This window comes from Haemophilus parainfluenzae T3T1 (assembly GCF_000210895.1).
Taxonomy (GTDB): Bacteria; Pseudomonadota; Gammaproteobacteria; order Enterobacterales; family Pasteurellaceae; genus Haemophilus_D; species Haemophilus_D parainfluenzae_A.
Genome location: NC_015964.1, coordinates 1,045,076 through 1,057,706, shown reverse-complemented (window position 1 = coordinate 1,057,706; position 12,631 = coordinate 1,045,076). Strand labels below are relative to the sequence as shown.

General features: G+C 39.1%; 11 protein-coding genes and 5 tRNA genes. 11 read left to right on the top strand and 5 right to left on the bottom strand.

Going from position 1 to position 12,631, the window contains the following annotated elements:
* The first annotated feature begins 2 nt into the window (after positions 1-2).
* From PARA_RS05315 to mtgA, 3 genes are read left to right on the top strand one after another with little or no spacing between them, the layout of a single operon-like run.
* Positions 3-2,195 (top strand): transglycosylase SLT domain-containing protein, encoded by a 2,193-nt coding sequence (locus tag PARA_RS05315; RefSeq protein WP_014064868.1) that lies wholly within the window; start codon positions 3-5, stop codon positions 2,193-2,195.
* Between the two features lie 32 nt (positions 2,196-2,227).
* A complete protein-coding gene (trpR, locus tag PARA_RS05310; RefSeq protein ID WP_014064867.1) occupies positions 2,228-2,536 on the top strand; it encodes a trp operon repressor in 309 nt (102 codons plus the stop codon).
* Positions 2,514-3,260: a monofunctional biosynthetic peptidoglycan transglycosylase gene (gene mtgA, locus PARA_RS05305; protein ID WP_014064866.1), complete on the top strand. Its 747-nt coding sequence runs from the start codon at positions 2,514-2,516 to the stop codon at positions 3,258-3,260. The genes trpR and mtgA overlap by 23 nt, the downstream gene beginning before the upstream one ends.
* A gap of 56 nt (positions 3,261-3,316) precedes the next feature.
* On the opposite strand, the gene PARA_RS05300 is transcribed toward mtgA, so the two are convergent.
* Positions 3,317-3,392 (bottom strand) — tRNA-Ala (locus tag PARA_RS05300).
* Between the two features lie 80 nt (positions 3,393-3,472).
* Positions 3,473-4,915, bottom strand: a complete 1,443-nt coding sequence (gltX, locus tag PARA_RS05295; protein ID WP_014064865.1) for a glutamate--tRNA ligase — start codon at positions 4,913-4,915, stop codon at positions 3,473-3,475.
* A gap of 172 nt (positions 4,916-5,087) precedes the next feature.
* Between gltX and PARA_RS05290 the strand changes: the two genes are divergently transcribed.
* From PARA_RS05290 to PARA_RS05275, 4 genes are all read left to right on the top strand, one after another.
* Positions 5,088-5,163 (top strand) — tRNA-Val (locus PARA_RS05290).
* A 44-nt stretch (positions 5,164-5,207) separates the two neighbouring features.
* A tRNA-Val gene (locus PARA_RS05285) sits at positions 5,208-5,283 on the top strand.
* Between the two features lie 59 nt (positions 5,284-5,342).
* Positions 5,343-5,418, top strand: a tRNA-Val gene (locus tag PARA_RS05280).
* Between the two features lie 47 nt (positions 5,419-5,465).
* Positions 5,466-5,541, top strand: a tRNA-Val gene (locus PARA_RS05275).
* 119 nt (positions 5,542-5,660) lie between these two features.
* Here PARA_RS05275 and PARA_RS05270 read toward each other — a convergent pair.
* The 3 genes from PARA_RS05270 to PARA_RS05260 all read right to left on the bottom strand — a co-directional run bounded on the left by PARA_RS05270 (position 5,661) and on the right by PARA_RS05260 (position 8,806).
* Positions 5,661-6,653, bottom strand: coding sequence for an amidohydrolase family protein (locus tag PARA_RS05270; protein WP_005696743.1), 993 nt, complete (start codon positions 6,651-6,653; stop codon positions 5,661-5,663).
* A gap of 190 nt (positions 6,654-6,843) precedes the next feature.
* Complete coding sequence (locus PARA_RS05265) at positions 6,844-8,586, bottom strand: DUF3413 domain-containing protein (RefSeq protein ID WP_014064864.1); 1,743 nt, start codon at positions 8,584-8,586, stop codon at positions 6,844-6,846.
* 1 nt (position 8,587) lies between these two features.
* Positions 8,588-8,806, bottom strand: coding sequence for a YejL family protein (locus PARA_RS05260; RefSeq protein ID WP_014064863.1), 219 nt, complete (start codon positions 8,804-8,806; stop codon positions 8,588-8,590).
* A gap of 139 nt (positions 8,807-8,945) precedes the next feature.
* On the opposite strand from PARA_RS05260, the gene yejK reads away from it, so the two are divergent.
* From yejK to cpxA, 4 genes are all read left to right on the top strand, one after another.
* Positions 8,946-9,962, top strand: coding sequence for a nucleoid-associated protein YejK (gene yejK, locus PARA_RS05255; protein ID WP_014064862.1), 1,017 nt, complete (start codon positions 8,946-8,948; stop codon positions 9,960-9,962).
* 62 nt (positions 9,963-10,024) lie between these two features.
* A complete protein-coding gene (bamE, locus tag PARA_RS05250) occupies positions 10,025-10,438 on the top strand; it encodes an outer membrane protein assembly factor BamE (RefSeq protein ID WP_014064861.1) in 414 nt (137 codons plus the stop codon).
* 63 nt (positions 10,439-10,501) lie between these two features.
* Complete coding sequence (locus PARA_RS05245) at positions 10,502-11,206, top strand: response regulator (protein WP_014064860.1); 705 nt, start codon at positions 10,502-10,504, stop codon at positions 11,204-11,206.
* Positions 11,206-12,609 (top strand): envelope stress sensor histidine kinase CpxA, encoded by a 1,404-nt coding sequence (gene cpxA, locus PARA_RS05240; protein WP_014064859.1) that lies wholly within the window; start codon positions 11,206-11,208, stop codon positions 12,607-12,609. The genes PARA_RS05245 and cpxA overlap by 1 nt, the downstream gene beginning before the upstream one ends.
* Positions 12,610-12,631: the final 22 nt, after the last annotated feature.

The window sequence follows — 12,631 nt, the reverse complement described above, 5'->3', positions numbered from 1 at the left end:
CTATGCGAGCACTTAAACACACGACAATTTCGTTATTAATTTTAACTGCACTTTCAGGCTCAGCTTTGGCTAATCAGCATGCCCATAAAAGCAAAAATGAAACGGTGCCACAAATTAACCTTGCAGAAGAACAAACCAAATGGGCGCAGCAACAGCATGCTCATGAATTAAAGTTGATTGAACAACGCGCGACTTTTCTGCAATTAGAATCGCTCCTAAAAAGTGCGGTCAAAAATAATCATGTTTCTAATAATGCCAAATTATTTCTTGGGCTTATTGATTCTTTAAAAGGCTATCCATTGCAAACTGATGCTATGGCGGCTTATTTAGATGCGCGTGTAAAAACCGTTAATCGCGATACGCCTCGTGAAGAAGTAAATGCATTACGAACAGACATTGAACAATTTATTCAGCAGCATGCCTCTCATTTTCTACGTGGAAAATTAGAACAAAGCATTTTTACATTATTCACCAATGCTGAAGATACTCAAGCGCTCGCTAAACTCACGCCAAATAATTTGGAAACACAAATTGCCGTGCTCACAGCTAAATATCAAATAGAAACAGCTAATACTAGTCAAACAGCAGAAAACCAATCAAACGACAAGAATAAATCGGCTATTTTATCTGAGTATGAACAACTTTGGCTTAACAATGCGGAGCTTCCTAATGATGCTCAGCTATGGGCGGCTTGGTATTCACAAGGTGGACGCACTGAAGAGAAGATCTATCAAAAAGCGGAAATGCTTTTTAGTAAGAATAACGCGAAAGGTCTCGAAATACTCGCTAAAGAATTAGAAAAAGTTGATGGTGCAAAAGAAAATGCTCAGGTAAATATCGATTTGGCTCTTTATTTGGATCTCTTAAAAAATCCAGCTAATTTGAAAACACTCGCTGAGTCATTGCCATTAATTGATGGTAATACGAATAAAATTATCCATAAATTTGCCGTAGTGCTAGGTTTTTCTCGTTATTTGCGAACCATTCCAGAAAATATGAATGAGCCAACCTTCACCCCTTACGAGCAATGGGCTAAGACTTGGCAATTAAACGAAACTGAATTACGTGATTGGAAAATCGCTTTTATTAGCCGTTTCTTTGATAACGAAAGTCCTAATTTTGTGCAATGGCGCGATCAGGAAATTCTTAAACTCAATGCAGATAACCTCATTGAACGTCGTTTACGTACGGCTATTTGGCAACAAACAGATTTACTCGCCTGGTTAAATGCACTTTCAGATGAAGCAAAACAAAAACAAGAATGGCGTTATTGGATGGCTAAAATAGCTGCTCAAGCATCCGATAAAGATGCGAAACAACGATTAGAAGCTTTATCGAGAGAACGTGGGTTTTATCCAATGTTAGCAGCCGTCAAATTAGGTCATTCCTACAAACTGGAAATGCCTAAAATTCCTCAAGAGTCCAATATCCAAGAGAAATATGCAACTGAATTAGCTGAGATTGCAGAACTACGTCAATTAGATCGATTAGGTGCAGCCAAACAACGCTGGCGTTCTCTATTAGAAAAACTACCGCAAGAGAAACAACTTGCATTAAGCCAATATGCAAATGAACAAAATTGGTTTGAATTAGGCGTGGATGGCTCAATTATTGCGAAAGCATGGGATTATATCGGATTACGTTTACCAAATGCTTACAGTCAATATTTTGATATTGCCCTCAGTAATGTGAATCTCAGCGCGACGGAACCACAAGCCATTGTAGATAATCGTGTCACCAAAACCTTCGCCATGGCAATCGCTCGCCAAGAAAGTGCTTGGAATCCAATGGCACAATCTTCTGCGAATGCGCGTGGATTAATGCAGCTATTGCCAAGTACTGCGCAAAAAACGGCTGAGAATCAGCAACTTCCTTATAACGGCGAATCAGATCTATTCAAACCGCTTAATAATATTTTACTCGGTACAGCTCACTTAAATGAGCTGAATGCTAAATATCCAAATAATCGTATTTTGATCGCCTCTGCTTATAATGCGGGAGCAAGCCGTGTAGAAAAATGGCTTGCGAGAGCCAATGGCAAATTGGCCATGGATGAATTTATTGCCTCTATTCCGTTCTTTGAAACGCGAGGTTATGTTCAAAACGTATTAACTTACGATTTTTACTATCAACACCTACAAGACAAAGAAAAATTACAAACCTTTAGCAAAGAGGAATACGATCGGCTATACTAGTCGCACTAGTTTAATAGTATAGGATTGTTGATATGTATATTAGTCGCAATTTAGAACAATGGAATGCTTTCCTCACAACCTTGCAAAGCGCATTTGAACAAGGGAAAGCACAAGATTTCTTAACGCTTCTGCTCACGCCTGATGAGCGCGATGCAGTGGGTTTGCGTTTACAAATCGTGGCTCAGTTATTGGATAAGAATCTCTCACAACGAGAGATTCAACAAAATCTCAATACCAGTGCGGCAACCATTACGCGTGGTTCTAATATGCTCAAAACAATGGATCCGGATTTTATAAACTGGGTGAAAAGCCAACTCGATGAGCAAGCTGCAAAAAACTAAGCGAATTCTGACCGCACTTTTACATTTTTTTCGCCCATCTTGGTGGAAAAAAAATTGGCAACGGGTTGCGTGGCGTTTCTCTCTCGCAATCCTGGCGTTTTTCATTTGTTTTCGCTTTATCCCTGTTCCCTTCTCTGCCTATATGGTACAGCAAAAAATCGGCCACTTATTACAGTTAGATTTTAGCTATTCAATCAAATATGATTGGGTGAGTCTTGATGAAATCTCACCGAATATGCAGCTTGCGGTGATTGCTGCTGAAGATCAAAAATTCCCCCACCACTGGGGCTTTGATTTTGAGGCAATTCAAAAGGCTTTTAAATTCAATGAAAAATCTCGCCGAACCCGAGGCGCTTCAACGATTTCACAGCAAACTGCGAAAAACCTCGTTCTCTGGCATGGACAAAGTTGGTTTCGTAAAGGGTTAGAAGTTCCCACAACAGCATTAATGGAAATCTTTTGGTCCAAAGAACGGATTTTAGAAGTGTATTTAAACATTGCAGAATTTGGTAATGGCATCTTTGGTGTGGAAGCTGCCAGCCGTTATTACTTCAAAAAATCGGCAAAGAATTTAACGCAATCAGAAGCGGCATTACTCGCAGCAGTTTTACCAAACCCTATCATCTATAAAGTGAATAAGCCTAGTGCGTTAGTTCGTCAAAAACAAAGTTGGATTATGCGGCAAATGAATGGATTAGGCTTGAATTATCTAAAAGAAATGTAGATTCGTTATAAAGAAAAAAACCTTGAAACTCACTTTAAGTTTCAAGGTTTTAAATTTGGTGGAGATAATCGGGATCGAACCGACGACCTCTTGAATGCCATTCAAGCGCTCTCCCAACTGAGCTATATCCCCAAATAACGCAAGCTATGATAAATTTCGGCTGATAAACTGTCAATATTGAAATAATCAAATCCCGCTTATCAGCCTAAATATTAAGCGTTTTGAGATTTAATAAAATCAATGGCACGTTGGATACGCGCTAACACGCGTTCACGGCCGATGCCTACTAATGTCACATCCATTGAAGGTGATTGACCTGAGCCTGTTACAGCCACGCGTAACGGCATCCCAACTTTACCCATCCCTACTTCTAATTCAGCTGCGGTTTGTTCAATCGCTTCATGAGTAGAATGTAAATCCCAGCTAGAAAGTGCGGTCAATTTTTCTTTTACTTTTTCAAGTGGTTCAATCGCCGCTGCTTTAAAGTGTTTCTTCACCGCTGCTTCATCAAAACTTTCAAACTCTTCAAAGAAATAACGGCTTGCTGATGCCATTTCTTTTAAAGTTTTGCAACGTTCTGCAAGCATCGTCACGATTTCAGTTAATGCCGGGCCATTTGAAGTATCAATACCTTGATCTTTATAGTGCCATGCAAGGTGTTTTGCCACATATTCAGGTGGTAATTCACGAATGTAATGGTGATTTAACCACAATAATTTTTCCGTGTTAAATGCACTTGCTGATTTACTCACATGATCTAATTCGAAGTATTTAATCATTTCTTCACGCGTAAAGATCTCTTGGTCACCATGACCCCAACCTAAACGAACAAGATAGTTGATTAAGGCTTCTGGTAAATAACCATCATCACGATATTGCATTACACTTACCGCACCATGACGTTTGGAGAGTTTTTGACCATCATCACCATTAATCATGGAAACGTGCGCATACACTGGAATTGGTGCGCCTAACGCTTTTAAGATATTAATTTGACGAGGAGTGTTGTTAATGTGGTCTTCACCACGTACAACGTGAGTAATACCCATATCCCAGTCATCCACCACTACACAGAAGTTATAGGTTGGTGAACCGTCAGTACGACGAATAATTAAATCATCTAATTCACTGTTGCTGATTTCAATACGACCACGCACCGCATCATCAAACACGACTGAACCTTCTGTTGGGTTTTTAAAACGTACTACGTGTGGCTCATCGGCTGCATGATTGTGATCATGTAAACAATGGCGGTCATAACGTGGTTTTTCTTTGTTTTGCTCTTGTGTATGGCGTAGTTCTTCTAAACGCTCTTTAGAGCAATAGCAACGATAAGCCAAGCCTTGCTCAATCATTTCATCAATCACTTGATTGTAACGATCAAAGCGTTTGGTCTGATAATAAGGACCATGCTCCCAAGCAAGGTTTAACCACTCCATCCCTTCAATGATTGCTGCTGTTGCTTCCGGTGTAGAACGCTCTAAATCGGTATCTTCAATACGTAATACAAACTCACCGTTATTATGTTTTGCAAATAACCAAGAATAAAGGGCTGTACGTGCGCCGCCTACGTGCAAATAACCTGTTGGACTTGGAGCAAAACGCGTACGTACTTTGACATTCGGATCTAATTCAAAAGGAGGATCAATTTTCATTTTCTTAATAACCTATTCATTTACAAAAATTACCTTTATTTTACTACGACTTGCGTGAGTTCTAAATAAAAAATCTGATTTTATGCCTATTTTTGCAACAACTAGACGCTTTTTCATAAAAATATATTGACTGAAATCTCATTATACTTATAATGCCAATCCACAACATTAAGGGCGATTAGCTCAGTTGGGAGAGCACCTCCCTTACAAGGAGGGGGTCACTGGTTCGAGACCGGTATCGCCCACCACTTTTTCCAAAGTTGGCTTTAATGTTGTAAAAGTTTGACCAAGCGGGCGATTAGCTCAGTTGGGAGAGCACCTCCCTTACAAGGAGGGGGTCACTGGTTCGAGACCGGTATCGCCCACCACTTTTCTAAAGTGTTCTTTCCGCTCAAACTTTCCCATTATTTAAACGCTTTTCTTATGTGGGCGATTAGCTCAGTTGGGAGAGCACCTCCCTTACAAGGAGGGGGTCACTGGTTCGAGACCGGTATCGCCCACCACTTAATTTTAGTGTTTAAATAAATCCGAATACCTTTTCAGGTGCATCGGGCGATTAGCTCAGTTGGGAGAGCACCTCCCTTACAAGGAGGGGGTCACTGGTTCGAGACCGGTATCGCCCACCACTTTTCTTAAAGTCCTTTTTTAAATCAGTCAAATTAGCATTAGTTCTGTTTTATCTTATAAATAAAAACGGCCACAAAACGTTTCGTTTTATGACCGCACTTCTATCTAATTTTTTGGATTAAACAGGCTCTAACCCTAACACTTTACGTCCATTGATACTGGCAATATCAACCATCGCATCAAGATGAGGGAAACGGCAGCCCGCAGCCAGCAAGCTTAGTTCTTGCCATAAATCCCCTTCACAAAGTGGCACCATGTAATCACAGATATTATCGGTACCTAACGCGACTGTAATTCCTTCCGGAATCATTTCATCTGCCGGTGTCAATGCGTTATGGAAAGGCATTAAATCTTCTTTTCGGTTACTATCAATCCACGCCATTGGGCAAGCAATCATCATCATTTTTGCCTGACGCATTTTTTCATAAAGTTTATAACGATATTCTCTGCTATGCGCACCAATGGAAATACCATGTATCGCCACGACTCGACCTTCCATACCATGTTCGATAGTTTTATCGCAAAGCTGCTCTGTTTCTTTTTCTTTTGGAGAGTTGAATTGGTCCACATGCACATGACACATAATGCCGCGAGATTTAGCCGCATCAAGTAAAATATCCATTGCTTCAAGGCCTCGACCATAGTCAAGCTCATCGCGATAAGGTAAACCACCAATCATATCCACCATATCAGAGCCAATATCAAACCATTTGCGTGCTTCTGGCTCAATCACCCCTTTTAAAGTCTGATTCGCAAATTTTAAAATAATGTCATGCTTATAGACTTCGCGAGCTTTATGCGCAGCAATGATGGCTCGGTCTTCACAAATCGGGTCGATATCCACAAAAGTCCCAAATGCCGTCACCCCTTGGGAAATCATCAACTCAATCGATTGACAGAAACGGGCGTAATAATCATCAACACTTGATGTACGTTTAACTTCGTCCACTAAATCCCATTTTTGTTGAAGATTACTATTGTGATAAATGCCGATTTTTTCGGGTGTCATTGTAAAAGCACGATCTGCGTGAGCATGAGCATTAACCCAGCCACCTTTTTTAATAATTTCGTCTCGAATAAACGTTTTAAAGCTACGAACGTGATTTCTCATAATAACTCCGCCAAAAAAGAAAGGAAAAGAGAGACGAGAAGTGTATTAATTGAAAAGCAAACCCAATAAGGATCTGATCTATTGTGAATTGTTTGCAATGTTATGAAAAATTCGCAGATTTTAATTAATAACATCTTTTCAGTCTTTCAACTGAATGCAAAGTATAAGATTTTAAGCGCAAAAAAGCTATCTATTTATTGATAAAAGAACGCTCTTGTTTGAAAACTTCCAAGAACAACCCAAGTGGTGGGCGGCTAGAAGATTGCTCCGTATAAGTGCGGTCAAATTTCTTATAGTTTCCTTTGCGATCAATGTGATACTGTGTGCCATCGGGCTGAATAATGACATTCCAACGGAAATTTGATGCCAACACCCAAGGATCGCCATTAAGCTCAAATAAATTGCGACCTTGTGCATAATCCGAAACTGGATTTTTCACTTTAAAGATCGATGACATCAATGCCGGTAATAAATCCGTATGGCTCGTTAATTTCGAGACTTCTTGCACCGGTAAATCTTTCCAGTAAACAATAAACGGCACTTGAATTTCATCACGACCAAAATAGTTTTCTTGCTCTTTTTCATCCAGCTTATTAAACGTTGTACCATGTTCTGCCGTAATAATGACAATCGTATTCTCTAAAGAAACTGATGCTAAGATTTCGTCAATCTGTTGGTCTATATCTGCAAGCGATTTGGTGTAATTTTCTTCCGTTTTATCCGTAATATCTAAATCCACATAAGCAAACCAAGGCTTATCATTTTTTAAGAGTGATAAAACACCATTTCTCGCTTCTTTTGGCGAAGAAGCTTTCACTTTAGGCAATTTCACATTACGGAACAAGGCTTGTTTAAATAAGCTATCTTTAAATGCCGTGGACGAATAAGCGACAAATTGATATTTCTCATCTTGTAGCTTTTTAATTAATACCGACGGTGTGTGATTACTCAAAATACTGTCCGTATAATTTGCATTCAGTCCATAGAATAAGCCCACTAGGCCGGCATTGTTCGTATTGCCGCTACTGTAATGATTCGTAAATTGAGTAGAACTTGTGGCAAATTCAAACAATTTAGGCATTTTCTCGCTAGTCAGTGCGTCATAACGTAAACCTGAAACGGTAATCACGAGGATATTTGGTTTGTTCTCAACTTGCTCAAACTGAAGGTCTTTTTTCGGATAATCAAGTTTTAATGCATCTAAACGCCCTTCTTGCTCTAAGCGCTGAGAGTATGTTTCCGCATTAATAAATCCTTGTTTTTCCAAAAAGGTTCGAGCAGTCATTGGATAAGAAAGCGGGAAATTTGAGCGTTGCATGGTAATCGGGCGATATAAAAAGGCATCCGCCCAAGCATAAATTAAGTGTGTAGCGACAAAAGTAGAAGTTAGCACTAATCCGACTTTTTTCAGCCATTTCTGACGCTCTAAGCTACGTAACTTTTCCCAACTCCAACGGGAGAAAAGCATTTGAATCAGTAAAATAATCGGCATTGGCGCGAAGAAAATTTGCCAATCTCTTGAAAGCTCTCCCTTTTCAGGGTTCACTAACAAATTCCAAACGATAGAAGAAAGGTGGATATTGAAACGGTTAAAGACTTCCGTATCAAACAGCAATAAAGTGGTGCAAATTGTCGCGATAATCACCGTTAATCCACGGAAAGTGCGGTGATTTTTGATGATAAAACTCAGCGGGAAAATCACTAGCAAATACAAGGCAAAAACACAAAAACTGAAATGACCTAATAAGCTGATAAAGAAATAAATTTTGCCGAGTAAGGTGTCTGGCCAGTCAATGAGAAAGGCGTAACGACTACCAATAAGAATTGCGATGATAATGTTAAAAAAAGCAAACCAATGCCCCCACGAAATTTTTCGCGAGGTTTCTTCACGGTATTCACGTCCGTTGAATTTGCTCTTTTTAAACCACCACATTTTATTTTGTTTTCACCGAATTCATCAGAGAGTTGGCAAAGGCTTGTGCTAATGCTTCACGCTGTGCAGCTGGCACGCTAGTGGTTAATAAATTACTAGCCATATTACCTAAAGCGATAAGAGAAAGATCAACGGGCGCTTTGTGAGTTTCAAGCACGCTAATCATGTCGTTAATGATGGCATTAACTTGCCCATCTGAATACTTTGAATGTTGAGCCATTTGGAATGTTTAAGCCTGTTCTGAATACAAAAAAACTTCTTATATCATACCCGATAATTTGCTCAATCTGAATAATTTCTTTTTTCTTGCCTAAAAAGTGCGGTTATAATTTAAGGCAAATTTTACGAAGGAAAAAATTATGAGCATTACGGTTAATCAAATCGTGCTACATCAATTAGTTAAGCACGCTGGAAATGAAACCACTACAATGGAAAGCGTGTTACGTGATGAACTTCTCACCATTACGCCAGAAGTCGAACAAATGATGTTGCAATTACATCAAGGTTATCAAAATAAAGGCAAAGCTTTTGGTGTCTTCCAAGAGAATTCCATTTTTGCACAAGATCTGAATCGTTTATTAGAAAATGAAATCAACTTTTTAAATTTCAGCCAACAATCCACAAAATTATTAGCGCAAGAATTGGGCAAATATAATTTTGCAGACAGCGGTACGCTTATCCTATGCCAATATAACTTTTTAGCGACGGATTACCTATTCATTGCTTTGTTGGATAGCCGTATCAGCATGTTAGTTGACGAGAATCTTGAAATTCGCCGTACAGAATACTTAGATATCACACAATTTGATATTGCGGCACGAATCAACTTAACGGATTTACAAGTAAATGCAAACTCAAACCGCTACCTTACCTTCATTAAAGGTCGTGTAGGCCGTAAAATTAGTGACTTTTTTATGGATTTTTTGGGTGCAGAAGAAGGTCTAAATCCACAAGTTCAAAACCAATGCTTATTACAAGCGGTAAGTGATTACTGTGAACAAGGTGAGCTAAATAAAGAACAAACTCAGGCGGTGAAAAAACAGGTATTTGAATACTGCAAAGGTCAATTAGCAAGCGGTGATGAGATCGCATTAACTGAACTTTCAGCCAATTTGCCGACTCTAAACGAGCGCCCTTTTGTCACCTTTACAGAAGAGCAAGATTACGGCTTGGAAGAAACGATTCCGCCAGTACGCTCAGCCTTAAAAACATTAACGAAGTTTTCAGGTTCCGGTAAAGGTGTCACATTAAGCTTTGATGCGGATTTATTGAATAACCGTATTGAATGGGATCCACTTACAGATACTTTAACAATCAAAGGGATACCACCAAATTTAAAAGATCAACTTCAAAAAGCATTAAAGTGCGATAATTAATTTGGCAAGATCATAAAGTTTCGGTATCATTCGACATAACTTTGCAGTAAAAGGTAAAAAATATGCAATTAAAAACATTTTTAGGTGCAGTTGTTTTAGCATTAAGCTTAACTTCTTGTTCAACTGTACAAAAAGTAGTTTATCGTATTGATGTACCACAAGGTAACTATTTAGAAGCGGCCACTGTGGCACAAGTAAAACCTGGCATGACAGCCCAACAAGTACAATATTTACTTGGCACACCGGTTTTAATTGATCCTTATAGTAACTTAACTTGGTATTACGTGTTCTTACAACAACACTCTTACCAAAAACCTGAGCAGCACACATTTACTGTGAAATTCGATCAAAACGGTTTAGTGAGCAGTGCAGAATTAGATAAGCCATTACCTGAAGTGGCAAAACAAGACGAAAATAATACTATTATCAGCACACCTGAAAATGCAGGTAAGAAAAGCTGGTGGAAATTCTGGTAGTCATAAAAAAATAGTACCTGCTTGTTACATCAAGCAGGTTCGTTGTATTACAAGGGAATAAAAATGTCAAAAATTCTATTAGTTGATGATGATATTGAACTAACAGATTTGCTTGCAGAAGTTTTACGACTGACTGGTTTTGAAGTCGAAATTGCAAATAATGGTCAAGAAGCATTAGACAAATTAAACTCAAGTCACCAATTAGTCTTATTGGATGTTATGATGCCTGTATTAAACGGCATTGAAACACTCAAGAAAATTCGTCAAACATCAAATGTCCCTGTAATGATGCTAACTGCGCGTGGTGAAGAAATCGATCGTGTACTGGGCTTAGAACTTGGTGCCGATGACTATTTACCAAAACCATTTAACGATCGTGAGTTGGTTGCCCGCATTAAGGCGATTTTGCGTCGCGTTAGCCCATCAGAAAGTTCTCAAAATTCGACCGCACTTCCATCAGAAGAGAATACATTGGAATTTTGTGGTTTAGTCCTTCATTCTGGTCTTCAACAAGCCTCTTATAAAGGGCAAGATCTCGGTCTAACCGGCTCTGAATTTGCCCTACTTCATAAACTTGTGCTTCGCCCTGGACAAATTGTTTCTCGTGAAGAATTAAGTATGAATGTGCTTGGCAAACACCTTTCTCCTTTCGATCGCTCGATTGATATGCATATGTCAAACTTGCGCAAAAAACTTCCAGAAAGAGACAATGGCTTACCATGGCTGAAAACGCTACGTGGCCGTGGTTACTTATTGGTTTGTGAATAATGCTCATTAAGAAATTCAGCTTAAATCAGCTCACTATACGCACATTTACTGTCTTTTGGTTGGCATTCTTTGCCATGACCGCGCTTTTAGTCGCACTTCCTTATTTTGATAGCCGCTTATACTCAGATTTAAATCAAAATGAAATATCGAGTTATCAAAAGAAACTCGTCGAATCAATTCGTAATAATAGAATCAATGGCATCCTCGCTGGCGTTCCTGTGCTTCCAACAGATAAATTCGACTCTGCTCGCCCAGTTATTATGACGCCTGAAAAAGAAATCTTCGGTGCTTTAGGCGAAGAAAGAATGCATATTGCTCAGTTCGCCCAAGAATCAAGTAACTTTGCCCAGCCACAACGCAAAACATTTAAAGATATCCAAATTGCAGGACCTTTTAAAGTCTATATTGGCGATTCCGACCAAGCATCCGAATTATTCTTTGTGTCTCGAGCAAATGGCCAACAAGAAATTTTGCGTTATATGCTTGATCACCCTTGGATCTTACTGCTCTTAACATTAATTATTACAACACCTTTGCTTTGGTGGTTCACTCATACCATCGTCAAACCTATTACCAATTTACAAAAAGCCGCTAATAGCGTGGCATTAGGTAACTTCAAAGTTGATAATGAGTTAGCAAATCATGGTCCAGCAGAATTGCGAGAAGTAGGTCAAAGTTTTAACAAAATGTCGATTGCGATTGATAATCTAATTTCAAACCAACACAATCTACTTTCGTCCATCTCACATGAATTAAAAACACCATTAACGCGTTTACAACTTTCTACTGCACTGGTTCGTCATCAAACGGGTGATATTGAACCGGTAAAACGCATTGAAAAAGAAATACAACGAATGGATAAGATGATCAGTGAATTGTTGCTCATTTCCCGTCAACAAATGCATTCTCAAATGGAGCACAATTTATTTTCCATTGTTCAACTCTGGGACGATGTCATAAAGGATGCCCTATTTGAAGCAGAACAACGCAAAATAACTTGTGATGTCAATATCTCTATTTTACATCCTGAAAAACACATGATTTATGGCAACCTAAGCTTACTCACCAGTGCAATTGAAAACATTGTTCGCAATGCGTTGAAATACACTAAAGACCGTATTTTTCTCACTATTAACTTACAAAAAAATGAACAGGATGAGAACTGCCTACAAATTCGAGTGGATGATAATGGCTTAGGCTTACCACCTGAAGAGTTTGATAAAATCTTTAAGCCATTCTATCGTGTAGATGAAACCCGAACACGGGCCACTGGTGGAACAGGGTTGGGATTAACCATTGTTTATAATGTAGTTAATGAACACAATGGAAAAGTATGGGCCGAATCCAGCAACTTGGGCGGGCTTGCCGTCACGATTCAACTTCCCTTATGGAAGCAACATTAATCAAAAAATAAAAGGCGATATT

Coding starts and splice junctions, on each gene's coding strand:
- PARA_RS05315 (WP_014064868.1), top strand. CDS start 3: ATGCGAGCACTTAAACACACGACAATTTCGTTATTAATTTTAACTGCA.
- trpR (WP_014064867.1), top strand. CDS start 2,228: ATGTATATTAGTCGCAATTTAGAACAATGGAATGCTTTCCTCACAACC.
- mtgA (WP_014064866.1), top strand. CDS start 2,514: ATGAGCAAGCTGCAAAAAACTAAGCGAATTCTGACCGCACTTTTACAT.
- gltX (WP_014064865.1), bottom strand. CDS start 4,915: ATGAAAATTGATCCTCCTTTTGAATTAGATCCGAATGTCAAAGTACGT.
- PARA_RS05270 (WP_005696743.1), bottom strand. CDS start 6,653: ATGAGAAATCACGTTCGTAGCTTTAAAACGTTTATTCGAGACGAAATT.
- PARA_RS05265 (WP_014064864.1), bottom strand. CDS start 8,586: ATGTGGTGGTTTAAAAAGAGCAAATTCAACGGACGTGAATACCGTGAA.
- PARA_RS05260 (WP_014064863.1), bottom strand. CDS start 8,806: ATGGCTCAACATTCAAAGTATTCAGATGGGCAAGTTAATGCCATCATT.
- yejK (WP_014064862.1), top strand. CDS start 8,946: ATGAGCATTACGGTTAATCAAATCGTGCTACATCAATTAGTTAAGCAC.
- bamE (WP_014064861.1), top strand. CDS start 10,025: ATGCAATTAAAAACATTTTTAGGTGCAGTTGTTTTAGCATTAAGCTTA.
- PARA_RS05245 (WP_014064860.1), top strand. CDS start 10,502: ATGTCAAAAATTCTATTAGTTGATGATGATATTGAACTAACAGATTTG.
- cpxA (WP_014064859.1), top strand. CDS start 11,206: ATGCTCATTAAGAAATTCAGCTTAAATCAGCTCACTATACGCACATTT.